The sequence below is a fragment of the Planctobacterium marinum genome, assembly GCF_020687805.1.
In the GTDB taxonomy this organism is placed as follows: domain Bacteria; phylum Pseudomonadota; class Gammaproteobacteria; order Enterobacterales; family Alteromonadaceae; genus Planctobacterium; species Planctobacterium marinum.
The window spans coordinates 36,963-51,721 of record NZ_JAJEWQ010000007.1 but is presented as its reverse complement, the minus strand read 5'-3'; the positions used below and the strand labels follow the sequence as shown (position 1 = coordinate 51,721).

Annotated in this window: 14 protein-coding genes; 7 read left to right on the top strand and 7 right to left on the bottom strand. The window is 48.4% G+C overall.

What is annotated here, in order from left to right; genetic code table 11:
* Positions 1-130: 130 nt before the first annotated feature.
* Together LJ740_RS19710 and LJ740_RS19705 are read left to right on the top strand one after the other, a co-directional pair.
* On the top strand, positions 131-2,128 hold the full coding sequence (locus LJ740_RS19710) for an ATP-binding protein (protein ID WP_229530850.1): 1,998 nt from the start codon (positions 131-133) through the stop codon (positions 2,126-2,128).
* Positions 2,125-3,168, top strand: a complete 1,044-nt coding sequence (locus LJ740_RS19705; protein WP_229530849.1) for an HD domain-containing phosphohydrolase — start codon at positions 2,125-2,127, stop codon at positions 3,166-3,168. Before LJ740_RS19710 ends, LJ740_RS19705 begins: the two co-directional genes overlap by 4 nt.
* Positions 3,169-3,632: 464 nt before the next feature.
* Here LJ740_RS19705 and LJ740_RS19700 read toward each other — a convergent pair whose 3' ends face one another.
* From LJ740_RS19700 to hutC, 4 genes are all read right to left on the bottom strand, one after another.
* A complete protein-coding gene (locus LJ740_RS19700; RefSeq protein WP_229530848.1) occupies positions 3,633-4,433 on the bottom strand; it encodes an alpha/beta fold hydrolase in 801 nt (266 codons plus the stop codon).
* Between the two features lie 147 nt (positions 4,434-4,580).
* A complete protein-coding gene (gene hutH, locus LJ740_RS19695) occupies positions 4,581-6,086 on the bottom strand; it encodes a histidine ammonia-lyase (RefSeq protein WP_229530847.1) in 1,506 nt (501 codons plus the stop codon).
* A 9-nt stretch (positions 6,087-6,095) separates the two neighbouring features.
* The gene (gene hutU / locus LJ740_RS19690) at positions 6,096-7,766 is read right to left on the bottom strand and encodes a urocanate hydratase (protein WP_229530846.1); all 1,671 of its coding nucleotides are present in this window, start codon (positions 7,764-7,766) and stop codon (positions 6,096-6,098) included.
* Positions 7,767-7,798: 32 nt separating this feature from the next.
* Entirely contained in the window at positions 7,799-8,503 is a 705-nt protein-coding gene (gene hutC / locus LJ740_RS19685; protein ID WP_229530845.1) for a histidine utilization repressor, read from the bottom strand.
* Between the two features lie 89 nt (positions 8,504-8,592).
* Here hutC and hutI point away from each other — a divergent pair, with 89 nt between their 5' ends.
* Positions 8,593-9,843: an imidazolonepropionase gene (gene hutI / locus LJ740_RS19680; RefSeq protein ID WP_229530844.1), complete on the top strand. Its 1,251-nt coding sequence runs from the start codon at positions 8,593-8,595 to the stop codon at positions 9,841-9,843.
* On the opposite strand, the gene LJ740_RS19675 is transcribed toward hutI, so the two are convergent.
* Positions 9,840-11,000, bottom strand: coding sequence for a GGDEF domain-containing protein (locus LJ740_RS19675; RefSeq protein ID WP_229530843.1), 1,161 nt, complete (start codon positions 10,998-11,000; stop codon positions 9,840-9,842). The two genes, hutI and LJ740_RS19675, sit on opposite strands and share 4 nt — an antisense overlap.
* 168 nt (positions 11,001-11,168) lie before the next feature.
* On the opposite strand from LJ740_RS19675, the gene LJ740_RS19670 reads away from it, so the two are divergent.
* The 4 genes from LJ740_RS19670 (at position 11,169) to LJ740_RS19655 (ending at position 13,655) form a co-directional block, all read left to right on the top strand.
* The gene (locus LJ740_RS19670; RefSeq protein WP_229530842.1) at positions 11,169-12,074 is read left to right on the top strand and encodes a diguanylate cyclase; all 906 of its coding nucleotides are present in this window, start codon (positions 11,169-11,171) and stop codon (positions 12,072-12,074) included.
* A 98-nt stretch (positions 12,075-12,172) separates the two neighbouring features.
* Positions 12,173-12,529 (top strand): ArsR/SmtB family transcription factor, encoded by a 357-nt coding sequence (locus LJ740_RS19665; RefSeq protein WP_229530841.1) that lies wholly within the window; start codon positions 12,173-12,175, stop codon positions 12,527-12,529.
* The gene (locus LJ740_RS19660; RefSeq protein WP_229530840.1) at positions 12,526-13,101 is read left to right on the top strand and encodes an SRPBCC domain-containing protein; all 576 of its coding nucleotides are present in this window, start codon (positions 12,526-12,528) and stop codon (positions 13,099-13,101) included. Before LJ740_RS19665 ends, LJ740_RS19660 begins: the two co-directional genes overlap by 4 nt.
* Positions 13,101-13,655, top strand: a complete 555-nt coding sequence (locus tag LJ740_RS19655; RefSeq protein ID WP_229530839.1) for a DUF4287 domain-containing protein — start codon at positions 13,101-13,103, stop codon at positions 13,653-13,655. The genes LJ740_RS19660 and LJ740_RS19655 overlap by 1 nt, the downstream gene beginning before the upstream one ends.
* Before the next feature lie 68 nt (positions 13,656-13,723).
* Here the strand turns inward: LJ740_RS19655 and LJ740_RS19650 are convergent, their stop codons facing one another.
* Positions 13,724-14,197 (bottom strand): EF-hand domain-containing protein, encoded by a 474-nt coding sequence (locus LJ740_RS19650; RefSeq protein ID WP_229530838.1) that lies wholly within the window; start codon positions 14,195-14,197, stop codon positions 13,724-13,726.
* A gap of 196 nt (positions 14,198-14,393) precedes the next feature.
* A complete protein-coding gene (locus LJ740_RS19645) occupies positions 14,394-14,750 on the bottom strand; it encodes a DUF1428 domain-containing protein (protein ID WP_229530837.1) in 357 nt (118 codons plus the stop codon).
* Positions 14,751-14,759: the final 9 nt, after the last annotated feature.

Below are 14,759 nucleotides of genomic sequence, written 5' to 3'. Positions count from 1 at the left end.
GTAAACAGGCAAAAAAGCCGGGACGTTTTAGCAAAAATCCGCTATTAATTAAGGATACGCAAGCCAATTTAACGACAAATTAATGAGCTCATCAAACCAGCCAACTCTTGAGAGCCGATTGCAGAGGCGGTTGACCCGAGAGAAAAACGCCCGCAAAGAAGCAGAAAAGCTGCTGGAAGAAAAGAGCCTGCAGCTGTATGCCCTCAATAAAGAGTTAGAGCAATTTGCTGAAAAGCTGGAACAACAGGTCCTGGAGCGAACACAGGCGCTGGAAGTGGCAACACATAAAGCCGAGCAGGCCAACGAAGCTAAGTCGAAATTTCTTGCCAACATGAGCCACGAGCTTCGCACACCGCTCAATGGCATTTTAGGGATGATTTCCCTGACCCTGAAATCCACCCTCAACAACGAACAAAATAAATACCTGACTCTGGCACAATCCAGTGTCCATTCGCTGCTTGCAGTAATCAACGACATTCTGGATTTTTCCAAAATAGAGGCCGGTAAAATTGCTCTGGAAACTCACGAGTTTGATATTCGCACTCTGGTTGAAGAAATAGCCCTTATTCACAGTAAAGTAGCGGCTGAAAAAAACCTTGAATTACATTGCGACACCACAGAATTAAAGGGCACTTTAGTGATCGGTGATGCCCTCAGGTTTCGCCAGATCATTGATAACCTGGTAAATAATGCCATTAAGTTCACGGAACAAGGCGAGATCCAGATAATCCTGAGTTCAGACATCATCGCCGGGCACAATCACATTACCTGCAAAATAATCGATACCGGGCCAGGTATTCCACCAGACCAGCAACATTTACTGTTTAAATCCTTTACCCAACTGGATGGCACAACTACCCGAACCCACGGCGGTACAGGATTGGGCTTATCAATTGCGCAACGACTATGCCGACTAATGCAGGGCAAAGTGTCAGTGTCCAGTGAGCCCGGCAAAGGCAGCCAGTTCAGTGTCACATTAAGCCTGCCACTACCCACTGACTATCGTGAAACTGACCTTCTAAAACCTATCGCATCCGGCAAACGCGCACTCATTCTGGCCCTGGATAACACAGACAGGGCAATATTGCGCAAAATCCTGGAAAAACTGGGACTCAATGTCACCTGTAGCCAGGATATCGCCGACGCAGTGCAAATCCTGACGCAACAACCGGCCCAACCGCCGGACTTTCTATTTGTTGATGTCGGCTTTAAACAGTCATTAAAATCGCTGTGGCCCATACCTGAACAGGTCAGACCCGTGGTTGTCTGCCCGGTTGCCAGCGAGGTCAATACCACAGACTTAGGACTACCTGAAAACTACAGCAGCCTGGAAAAACCTTATAGCTTAAACGAGGTTATCGCCTGCCTTTGTGGTGCTTTAGACAGGGAAACCGGTCAGAATCAACAGCAAATTACGGAAAGCCGAAAAACGCAGTTTGAACATTTCACCGTGCTATTAGTGGAAGATGACATCATAAATCAACAGGTGGCAAAAGGACTGTTGGACCTGATCGGCGCAAAATCCATTCTGGCGGAAAGTGGTCAACTGGCTTTAGACCTGCTGAGTCAGTCAGGAGACAAGGTGGATATGATCCTGATGGATTGCCAGATGCCGCTTATGGATGGCTTTGAAACCACAGAAAGGATCCGCCAGGGTGAAGCGGGCGAACATTGCCGCAACCTGCCTGTTATAGCCCTGACAGCCAATGTAATGGAAAACGACAAACAAATGTGCCTACAGGCGGGTATGAACGCGCACTTAAGTAAACCTATCGCCTATGCGGATCTTAAAGCCACATTAAAGCACTGGTTATTGCAAGCTCCGTCAGCAAAATTAGCATCAGTGTCAGCTGTAAAACCCTTAACAACAGATATCGATAAAGGACAATTTGAAAACCTTACAAAACACCTGAATACCCTTCAGGCGCTGCTGGAAAGTTACGATACCCAATCCGGCGCATTGCTGGAGCAAATAATTCGATTGGTCAATGAACCCAGGATCAACAACACGCTGGCCCATATCAAAACACTGACCAACAAATACCAATATGAAGACGCCGCCAAACTGGTGGCAAATTTACGGCCAGAATTAACAGCGCTTGCCAAAAGTGCCGAAGGTGAATTATGACAACGGAATTCCCCAAACAAACCATTTTGATCGTGGATGATCATCAACAAAATATCGATGTACTCAGCAATATACTGGGCAACGAATATGCTCTAAAAGTGGCCACCAACGGTGAAACCGCGCTAAAAATCGCGCATCGATTTACCCCTAACCTGATTTTACTCGATGTCATGATGCCCAAAATGGATGGTTTCGAAGTCTGTAAACGCCTCAAAGCGCATTCGGATACTGCACACATTCCTATCATTTTTGTGACTGCGCTGTCCGATACCATCAATGAAGAAAGAGGTATCGCGTTAGGCGCTGTAGATTACATTTCTAAACCGGTGGTGCCCTCCATTGTACAAATCAGAGTGAAAACACATCTGCAACTGGCGGATCAATACAGAGCCGCCCAGGAATTGGTGGAAGCCAAAACAGCTGAGCTGGAAGCCAGCCAGAAAAGTGCCATCTTTATGCTCAGCAAAGCCGGACATTTTAATGACAATGATACCGGTTTACATATCTGGCGAATGGCGGCCTACGCCTGCGCCCTGGCAAAAAAAGTGAACTGGCATGTTGACGACGTAAAACTACTGGAACTGGCAGCGCCAATGCACGACACCGGAAAAATAGGTATCGCCGATGAAATTTTAAAAGCACCGCGCCGCCTCACCGATGAAGAAATGACTATCATGCGCACACATGCCGTTATCGGCCATCAAATCTTAAGTAAAAGCGACACACCGTTATTTCAGATGGCCGCTGAGATTGCATTGCGTCACCACGAAAAGTGGGACGGCAGCGGCTATCCCGATGGATTACGCGGGGACGAGATACCCCAGTCAGCCTTGATAGTCGCTATTGCCGATGTTTTTGACGCCCTTACCATGGTGCGCCCTTACAAAAAAGCCTGGCCTGACGATGAAGCCTTTGCCTTTATCCGCGAACAAAGCGGCAGCCACTTCTCTCCAGAACTAGTGGATGCCTTTTTCAGTATCAAAGAGGAAATTTTAGCACTTAAACAGTACTGGAATGACAAAGAGCAAAATGCAGGTTGATGTGTACTTTCAAGATTCTTAATTTTTACAAACTGATAATCGCCTGTAGTGTCGTCATCGAAAGAATGAACATGTACCAAAACCCATATACATATCCAGTTTCTACAATTTTGGTCATTTGCGAGAAACAGCACTTGTCTCATTGAAGCTTCTAACTTTCGTTTCGTAAACCGCCCAATACAGAGGCACCACAAAGCTCCTTTGGGTTGTAGACCAACACAATAGAGGAAAATTTGAAATGTAATTGGCCCCTATTCGTTCGCTTTTGTCTTTGACTGCGAGCGAGCAGTGACCTTACGGAATGTTCCAGATGCACCGCTGCGTTAACCGAAGGGAACGAGTTTGGCGTTTTGTCCATTAAAACGGAGTGTAATACGCCAGTTGCAATTTACTCTAACAGACCACATTCCCTTTCACTTTCCTTTGAGTTGATACAAGAAAAGACCTAGCACATTGCGCTCAGCCTACAGGTTATCGTAAAGCGCCAGCATGGCGTCTGTAACCTCGTTGGGCTTTTCAATAGCGGCGCTATGCCCGGCGTCTGGAATAATCGACAACCTGGCGCCAGGTATCACCTCTGCCATGCGTTTTGAGCAATTTAAAGGCGTCAGTGCGTCCTTTTCTCCCACGATAACCGCCACCGGCAAGGTCAGTTGCGATAACGACGACAACACATCATCCCGGTTAAAAATCGCCTTGCCAAAAGCCAGCATGGCTTTTTTATTTTGTGCCGTGACCACAGATTTCCAGTAGCCCACGGTCTTTTTGTTCGCAGGATTTTTAACGTATCGACGGTGAAACATCATGCACAACACCTGCCCGATAACCGGCCACCAGCCAAGATGCTGAACGGTTTTCAGTAGCAATTTATTTTTCTTCAGGGCTTTTTTGGGCTCACCTTCAGCAGAGGTACTCATTAATACCAAAGAGCGCAACAGATCCGGTCGCTGCAATGCCAGGCGCATCCCGACAAATCCGCCGGTAGACATTCCGACAAAATGCACCGGCCCCAGCTTGAGTTCATCCAGCAAGGCGATGGCATCTTTAACCAGATTATCCAACTCATAGCCTGCGGCAGTCACTTCGCTTTGTCCATGTCCACGGTGTTCGAAGGATATACAGCGAAAGCGTTCTTTTAGGCGCTCTACCTGTCCGTTAAACATCGAATGATTCATTAAATAACCATGGGAAAAAACCAGCGTTTCCTCCCCTTTCCCGGTGTCCGTGTAAAAAAGCTCTGCACCATTAACGATGAGTGTCGGCATAACAAGACCGTGATAAGTGGGTGAATAATGTTCAGAATAGCTAACATCCAGCGCTATGGATAGCCTGCTGTGGTTAAATTAAATACACTGAAAATAAAAAAGGCCATGATTGCGACAATCACAGCCCTGTTTCAGCACACTCGCAGATTAACGGATTAACCCGTTGAAGCCACCCGACTGAATGATGTCCTGCGCTTTGGCGATATCCGGCGAGAAATAGCGGTCGTGGTCGTAAAATGGCACCTGGGCCCGCACTATGGCGTAAGCCATTTCCAGTTTTTCTGAGGTTTTGTGAGGGCGTCGGAAGTCAATACCCTGCGCCGCCGCCAACAACTCCACAGCAACGATACCACGGCTGTTTTCTGCCATATCCATCAGACGACGGGCTGCAAAAGTAGCCATAGACACATGGTCCTCCTGATTGGCTGAAGTGGGTAAGCTATCCACAGAAGCCGGGTGCGCCAGGGTTTTGTTTTCAGAGGCCAGCGCTGCCGCTGTCACCTGCGCCAACATAAATCCGGAGTTAACGCCGCCGTTATTGACCAGAAACGGGGGCAAACCACTGAGGTTTTTATCAATCAACAATGCAGTACGACGTTCAGACAAAGCACCAATTTCAGCTATCACCAACGCCAGGTTATCCGCCGCGAACGCCACAGGCTCTGCGTGGAAGTTACCACCGGAGATAATATCTTCGTTAAATACCAGGGGGTTATCGGTAACGCCGTTGGCTTCGGTGGCCAGAATATTCGCAGCATGTTGCATCTGATCCCAGCAGGCACCCATCACTTGCGGCTGACAACGCAGAGAATAAGGATCCTGTACTTTGTCGCATTCCAGATGAGACTCACCGATTTCAGAAGTCTCTGTCAGCAACGCACGGAACATCTCAGCTACGCGGATCTGCCCTTTTTGACCACGCGCCTCGTGGATGCGGGCATCAAAAGGTACGCGACTCCCCACGGCAGCTTCGACGCTCATGGCACCGGCAACGATGGCAGCGTTAAACAGGTTCTCTGCATGGAATAAGCCTTCCAGCGCCAGCGCGGTAGAAGCCTGGGTACCGTTCAGTAAGGCCAGGCCTTCTTTAGGAGCCAGATTAACCGCTTCCAGGCCAGCAATTTTCAGTCCTTCTTCACCAGAGATGATTTCACCTTTGTAGCGCACATGACCTTCACCAATTAACGGCATACTCATATGGGCTAACGGCGCTAAGTCACCACTGGCACCTACAGAACCTTTTTTCGGTACACAGGGATAGACTTCAGCACTAACCAACGCCATTAGCATTTCAATCACTTTCAGGCGAATCCCCGAAAAGCCCCGAGCCAGGGCATTGATTTTCAGGGTCATCATCAGACGTACTGTGGAATCCTGCATTAACTCACCGGTACCTGCCGCATGGGACAAGACTATAGATTTTTGCAGAAGCTCCAGTTCCTCCGGTTTGATACGCGTGTTGGCTAGTAAACCAAACCCGGTATTAATACCGTACACCACCTGACCTGATGCCAGTACTTTGTTCACCTGATCGGAAGACGCTGTAATCGCCTCCTGTACCGAAGGCTCCAGACTCAGTTTAACAGGGTTGCGTACCACATCACGCAGTTGTGCCAATGACAAACTGCCGGGTTGAATCATTAATTCGTTCATGGCTATTCCTTATTTATTACCGGTGGACAACATAGGCAAATCCAGACCATTTTCTTTGGCACAATTGATGGCGATATCGTAGCCAGCGTCTGCATGGCGCATCACGCCCGTAGCTGGATCATTCCACAATACGCGGCGCACTCGCTCACCGGCTTCTTCGCTACCATCACAAACAATGACAACACCGGAATGTTGTGAAAAGCCCATGCCCACACCACCACCGTGGTGCAAACTCACCCATGTAGCACCACCAGCAGTGCTCAAAAGCGCATTGAGCAGAGGCCAATCGGACACAGCGTCTGAGCCATCCAGCATGGATTCGGTTTCGCGGTTAGGACTGGCCACTGAACCTGAGTCCAGATGGTCACGACCAATGACCACAGGCGCACTTAATTCACCGTTTTTCACCATTTCATTAAAGGCGTTTGCAATGCGGGCGCGATCTTTCAGGCCAATCCAGCAAATACGGGCCGGTAAGCCCTGGAACTGAATGCGCTCTCTGGCCATATCCAGCCAGTTGTGCAGATGCGGATTATCCGGGATAAGCTCTTTTACTTTGGCATCGGTTTTATAGATATCTTCTGGATCACCACTCAGTGCAGCCCAGCGGAAAGGCCCAATGCCTTCACAAAATAGCGGACGGATATAAGCCGGTACAAAGCCAGGGAAATCAAAGGCGTTTTCCACCCCTTCATCCAATGCCATTTGGCGGATGTTATTGCCGTAATCCAGAGTTGCTGCACCACGCTCCTGCAGGGTCAGCATGGCCTGTACCTGAACCGCCATGGATTGCTTGGCCGCTTTGACTACCGCCGCTTCGTCTTTCTGGCGCATTTCAGCGGCCTGTTCCATCGTCCAGTTTTGCGGCAAATAGCCGTTTAGCGGATCGTGAGCCGAAGTCTGGTCAGTGACCACATCCGGGGTAATACCTCTGTCCACCAGCTCTGCAAATACATCGGCCGCGTTACCTAATAACCCCACTGAAACCGGGGTATCAGCATTGTTGATAATGTCTAAGGCTTCATCCAGTGAGGTGGCCTTTTTGTCTACATAACGGGTACGCAAACGGAAATCGATTCGGGTTTCGTCACACTCTACCGCGATCATAGAAAACCCGGCCATAGTCGCGGCTAATGGCTGAGCGCCACCCATGCCACCTAAACCACCAGTAAGCACCCACTTACCTTTGGCTTCGCCGTTGAAGTGTTTACGGGCAACTGCACCAAAAGTTTCGTAGGTGCCCTGCACTATGCCCTGACTGCCGATGTAGATCCAACTGCCCGCTGTCATCTGGCCGTACATCATCAGACCTTCTTTATCCAACTGATTAAAATGTTCCCAGTTGGCCCAATGGGGTACCAGGTTAGAGTTGGCGATCAGTACACGCGGGGCATTACTGTGGGTTTTGAATACCCCTACAGGCTTACCTGATTGCACCACCAGGGATTCGTCGTCTTCCAGGCGCTGTAACACTTCTACGATTTTATCAAAGCATTCCCAGTTTCGCGCGGCACGACCAATGCCACCGTAAACCACCAGATCTTCAGGGCGTTCTGCCACCTCCGGATCCAGGTTGTTCATCAACATGCGCATTGCCGCTTCGGTTAACCAGCTTTTGCAGCTTAACTCTGTGCCTTTGGGGGCGCGGATCACTCTTGTAGGGTCATGACGATTGTTCATTTTAATCACCTTTGTTATGTCTGTTACCCGAATCAACCAAAGGTCAGGTGACTTCCTAACCGATAGCGGTCGCCGGGATGGGTCAATATGGCGTAGCTCACCGAGGCCTTTTTAGACCAGGTTCGACGAGTTACGCGTAAACAGGCGGTTCCTTCCTGAATAGCTAATAGTTTCTGTAACTCAGCATCCGGCACTATGGCTTCTACCAAATGCTCGGCCTCAGTCAGAGGTAAAATTTGGGTCAGATAATCGTGGGTGGTCTGATGTTCGAAGTCTTGCTGCAAATAATCCGGCGCTACTTTGGGATTCACGAAGCGCTCTTCCAGTTGCAAGATCTGTTGATTCTCCCAGTGCAACACCAGACTGCGATACACATCAGCACCGCTGGAAAGGCCAAGATTAGCGGCAACATTCGGTGTGGCCGGCACAGTGTGCAGCTGCAAACATTGCGCTTTGTGCTGATGTCCACGATCCAGAATCTCATCGGCAATATTGCGAATAGCCAGCATAGAAGACTGACTTTTTAAGCTGGCCACATAAGAAGCGGCACCCTGGTTACGCACGATAACGCCCTGATCAGACAACTCCTGCAAAGCGCGTCTGGCAGTCATTCGACTGACATTAAATTCTGCTGCCAGCATATTTTCTGAGGGCACAGGACTATACTCAGGCCAGTGGCCCGATTCGATATTGCGCAGCAGATGCTGCTTTATCTGTAGATATTTACTGACGGTCATCGTTTAATAAAGTGACACAGCAAACTTGTATATACAAGTAAAATTTCGCAAAATGTCACTCGAAAACTCAGCAACCTGGGGCAACCTGAATGAATTCAATAACTTCCGAAATCAATTCTGAGCAAGACAAGGTATTGCACAACCTTAATCTGGCCAGTTTGGAAAACGGTATTGCCGATGAGCAGCTCATTTATGAGGCTGCGGTAGTGATCAGCAGTGGCAAAATTTGCTGGCAAGGACCGATGAAGGAGTTGCCGAAGCCGTATCAACAACTGGAAAAAGTTGACTGTCACGGCCAATGGTTGCTGCCCGGACTGATAGACTGTCACACCCACCTGGTATTTGGTGGCGATCGCGCAGATGAATTTGAAAAACGCTTGCAGGGCGTCTCCTATGAGGAAATTGCCCGTGCCGGTGGTGGCATAATGAACACGGTGGGCGCTACCCGTGACGCTGATTTTGATCACCTCTACCAGCTTGCCCAAAAGCGCCTGCAGGCGATGCAGCAGCAGGGGGTTACCACCATTGAGATCAAATCGGGTTATGGTCTGAATACCGAAAGCGAATTAAAGATGCTACGAGTAGCCAGGAAACTAAAAGAAAACAGCCAGGCCAATATTCAGGCCACGTTTTTAGGGGCGCACGCCCTGCCCCCGGAGTTTAAAGACAACAGTGATGGTTACATTGATTTGGTGTGCAATGACATGTTACCCAAAGTAGCCCAGGAAAATCTGGCTGACGCCGCTGATGTGTTTTGTGAAGGTATTGGTTTTAATCTCGGTCAGAGCCACAAAGTGTTGTTTAAAGCTCAATCTCTGGGTTTGAAAGTGAAAGCCCATGTGGAGCAACTGAGTAATTTGGGTGGCAGTGAAATGGCTGCCGGTTTAAAGGCGCTTTCTGTGGATCACATTGAATATCTGGATGAACAAGGCGTTGCCGCCATTGCGCAAAGTGGTACGGTAGCCACACTGTTACCGGGTGCATTTTATTTCCTCAGAGAAACACAATGCCCGCCCATTGAATTATTGCGCCAACACAAGGTGCCAATAGCAATCGCTACCGATTTTAATCCTGGCTCATCCCCCATTGCGTCATTGCCGCTGATGCTGAATATGGCCTGTACTTTTTTCCGACTCACTCCGGAAGAAGCCTTGTTAGGCGTCACTAAACACGCCGCCGGCGCGCTGGGTCTGCAGGACAAAATTGGGACGATTAGTGTTGGTAAGCAGGCGGATCTGACCCTGTGGGATATTGGTCACCCAAGAGAACTGTGCTATTTCGCCGGATTGCACAAACCCAGCCAGGTTTGGTTTAAAGGTCAGCTATTGGGGCAAGTTTAAAGCGACAGCATCGACTGTCGCTTTTTGGCGGCGTACAGGCTTTTATCGGCACAGGCAATAATCTCATCCAGTCCCTGATTGGCCGTAACGTCACATATTCCATAGGATGCGCTGACAAATAAAGGGTAAGACAGGCCAGGCACGGGGGAAGCAGCACAGCGCTTATCAAAACGCTGCAAAAACTCCCGACACTGTTCCGGCTCACAATCCCACATCAGGATCACAAACTCATCACCGCCAATACGCCCGACAATATCGGATTTTCGGCAACTGGTGTTCAGCAAGTGGCTAAACCAGGTCAGTGCCCTGTCGCCAATGCTGTGGCCGTGTTTATCATTAATGGCTTTAAACTTATTTAAGTCCACCATCACCAGTACCAGTCCTTTGGTATCTACTCTGGCGGATTTTTCCAATGTAGTTTCATAGGCCTGCTCAAAGCCAAACCGGTTGTACAGACCTGTCAGATAATCGTGACGGGATTTTTCTGACAGCTCTTCGATCACATCCAGTAGCATCACCCCAAAAAAGCACACGCCTAACAGCACGTAAGCCAGCGGTGCCAAAAGCACCAGTAATTCAGCACTGCCGCCTGCGCCATTAAACAGACTGGTGGAAGGGTCGGTAATAAACACCGCCACGGTAACGAAATTGTGCAATGCGTAAACCAGAAATCCCAAAATAAGCAACCGGTCACCGTAGCGTGTTTTGCTGTAACGCAGAACACAGACTACGGTCATCATCGCCATGAGAGCACTAAAACCATGCATGGTGATGGAACGCAAACTGTAGTTATTGTCCACAAAAGTAAAACTGAATAAGAAAATTATCTGAATGGCAATCAGGGATAAAAACCATTGCCAGGCAAACGTCATGCGGTTGCGCAACCATACCCCAAAGGGCCACAGGTAAGTGGGCGCGCTGTAAATCAGGTTGTTGAAAAAGGTCAGATTTTTCCCTGGTAACTGACCATTGTATGCAAGGATAGCGGCCTGCAACCAGGCACTGCCGAGCAACAGGAATCCGGTGGCCCACCAGATAGCGGGTTGTTCATCGTAGATGTTATCGAACTTTTTTGCTGTCCGACTAATGAAATACAGCAATGACGCTGTAAAAAGAGCCATTATCGTGGGGACAACAAATAATATTCCGTCAATCAATATTCAATCCCTCGCTCACGGTACCAACAGGGGTTGGTATTACACTGTTAAATCTAGTTCAGGTGCCGGGGATTGCAAAAACAGAGCGGATTATCGTACCGCAGCGCTTATTGCAATCGATTGCATTTCATTGTAATTTAACGTTACGCAATGCTTTCGGATCGACCTATGGATTCACTCAGTCACATCACCGTGAGCGGTATGGTTAAGGCGCTGCAGATCAATCTGATGCGGTTAATATTCAGTAGTGGCTTATTGTTTTGCCTACCACTGCAGGCCCAGCAAAGCATAACCTACAGCATTACCGATAATCCTACGGAAGCACTCATTGTGGAACTGATGAAGTTAGGGTTTGAGCGAAGTCCACACACAGAAACACTGCAGTTCACAGCGAAACGTCTGAATATCAACGAAGCGCGCAAAATTCAGATGCTACATGACGGTCAGTTAGACGTTATCTGGACCGGCACCACCGCAGATTATGAACACAGTCTGTACCCCATCCGTATTCCGATTCTCAAAGGAATGTTGGGACATCGAATCTTTATTATTCGCACCGGAGAACAACAACGTTTTAGTCAGATAAGCAGTTTCGCACAGCTGCAACAAATTCCGCTGGGGCAAGGCAAGTTTTGGGGAGATACCAAAGTGTTAAAAAACGCCCGTATGACGGTGGTCGACCCGGTAAAGTACGAAAGTCTGTTTCATATGCTCGAGGGCGGGCGTTTTGACTTTTTCCCCAGAGCATTGCACGAGCCCTGGTCTGAAGTGAGCAGTCGCCAGGAACTCAATTTAACCGTTGAGCAAAAACACCTGTTGATATACCCCTTTGCGCTCTACTTTTTTGTTGCCAAAGACAATCAGGTCTTAGGCCTGCAATTGTATCAGGGACTGATGAACGCCATTGAAGATGGCAGCTATGATGCGCTGTTTTACAACCATCCGGTGATCAAAGAAACCCTGTCCCGTTCTGCATTGGGACAACGCATGGTGCATCGCCTCGCAAACCCCAATATGTCCCCCGACACTCCGGTTAACGATGCCAGACTCTGGCTGGATATCGACAACCTGTAATATCAGTCAGTAATAAAAAGTACGGTTTTTGCAGATAAAACTTGATCTACTTAAAAAGGTAACCTATAAGTTACCTATTAGTGAAAACAGGATGTAGTATGTCGCCCGAATCAATGGATGCGGTGTTTCAGGCTCTGGCCAATGAGAAACGTCGCAAGCTTCTGGATTTCATCAAGGAACATCCGGGTTGTCTGGTAAAAGATGTCTGTAAGGAATTTGATGTCACCCGGATCGCCGTGATGAAACATCTGACCGTGCTGGAAAAGGCGGATTTACTGATCACAGACAAACGCGGCAGAGACAAGCACCTGTATATCAACGTTGTGCCTATTCAGATGATACATAGCCGATGGACCACAGAATACAGCGCCCTCTGGGCTGGCAGAATGCTGGACATCAAATTTATGGCAGAGCAAAAGCAAGCCCAACCTGACAAAAAGCGAGAGCAAAAATGACCGATTCCACGCCCAAACCCGGTAAAATGCGTCAATCGATGTACAAAGTCTTTATCAACGCCAGTATAGACAAAGTGTGGTCTGAAATTGTCAATACCGACAGCCCCAGGTTATTTTTCTTTAACAGTCAGTGTGACACCCCGGGACTGGCGCCCGGTGCGCCTATGGCGATGCGCACACCGGATGGCAAATACACCAGTGTTATTGGCGAGGTTACCGAATTCGACCCGCCCTATCGCTATGCTCACACATTCAAATTTACCACTATGGATGATGCCTTCAGCAAGGTGACTTACGATCTCAAAGAGGTCAATGGCGGTACTGAATTTACCTTAATCTCAGAAAATCCCGATGTGGCAGAGGTTTCCAAAACCGAAAAAACCATGCAGGACGGCAACAAGTTCATTTGCGAAAACCTCAAATCTCTGGTGGAAACCGGAAAACCGACTTTCTCAGGCCGTATGATTCTGCTTATTATCAAGCTAACTCAAGGCTTTACCCCGAAAGTAGCACTCAGTGAAAACTGGAGTTTCGACAAGATTACCGAGCTACATAAAAAGGAGCAACACTAATGGCCAGCCCAGAACAACAATCACTGAGCATGTTGCAAAATCTGCCGGAAAAAACCGGTAAGCCGTTAGCTGAATGGTTAGGGATCATCGCCACACAACAACTGGACAAACACGGTAAGATTGTCGGCTACCTGAAAACCGAACATCAGATAACACATGGTTTTGCTAACCTGATCGCTCACGAATACCTCAATCAGGACAAAGCTGATGAGCCTGATCTGGTGGCGCAACAGTACAGCGGCGGTAAAGAAGGCTTATTGCCTATTTACGAGGCGCTCATTAGTGCCATTCAGAGCTTTGCTGCGGATTTGGAAATTGCGCCGAAAAAAGCCTATGTCAGCTTGCGACGGAATAAGCAGTTTGCCCTGATCCAGCCTTCCACTAAAACCCGACTGGATCTGGGAATAAATCTCAAAGGCACTGCAGCCACTGAGCGTCTGGAAAACGCCGGTAGTTTTAATGCCATGGTAAGCCACAGAGTCAGAATAACTGACAGCAAACAGATTGACGATGAGCTAATCAGATGGCTGAAAGCGGCCTGGCAGAGTGCCTGAAGCCGGGTATTTGAAGCTCAAAACGCAGGAAAAACTCACCTACGAGTGTTTCCTGCGTTTTACTTTACTCAGGCATAAGTATTGATGGGAGGCATTTTCTCGTTAAGAATTTGCCAGGGCTGCTGATCAGCCAAGCCATTACCATTTTGCACCTGTTCAATAGCGGCTTTGAGATCCTGATCTTCGTCACTATCAGTATCCAGAGAGTCCAGCAGATTTTGAAAAGCACTGTTTTGTTGGTAGCCCATCCCCGTTAACCCACTGCCTGCGCCCATTGACTGAAACTGCGCCAGGCGTTGTTGCATTTTTTCTTGTGCTGCCAGTTGCTCTTCCTGCGACAACTCACCATCTCCGTCGGCGTCCATGCGCTCAAACATCTTATCCATATTGGATGGTGTATGTCCCACTTCTTCCATTGACTCCGTTAATTCGGCCTTTGACAAAGCGCCATTATTATCGGTGTCAGCTTGCTGCAGTTTTTCCTGCATTTTTTGCATCATGGCTTGAGGATCAACCCCTGAAGCGCCTGTAATTGAAGTCATCATTTTTCTCCTAACTTGCGAGTATTCGCGTCAAAGATTTTGCAAATGACAGACCAATCATGAAATTAAAATATTTATAGAATTCAAAGAGATAGGTGTAAAGATAGGGTAAAGAAAACAATCGGGATAGAAACAGGCAAATGGCAGGTGTCAGTTGCCGGAAAACGGCAATGGTTTTCCGCAGCAACCGATGTTTTTAGTCTTCGACGATCATGGTAAATCCGCCGAATATCATGCGTTTTCCGTCAAAGGGCATAGCCTGCGGATCCCAGTCATTCATACGGGGATCTTCCATGGCCTTTTTCATGCCGCTGTCTCGCACTGCCTTTGACGGCCAGGTTACCCAGGAAAACACCACTGTTTCATCCTGCTGGCATTGCACAGCCATGGGAAACGAGGTGAGCTGTCCCTCGGGAACGTCATCACCCCAGCTTTCCACCACCTGAAGGGCGCCGTAATCTTTAAACACCCTGGCACTGAGCTGTGCCAATTCCATGTATGCCTGTTTGTTTTTGGTAGGCACAGCCAACACATAACCATCAACGTAACCCATTATTTTTCC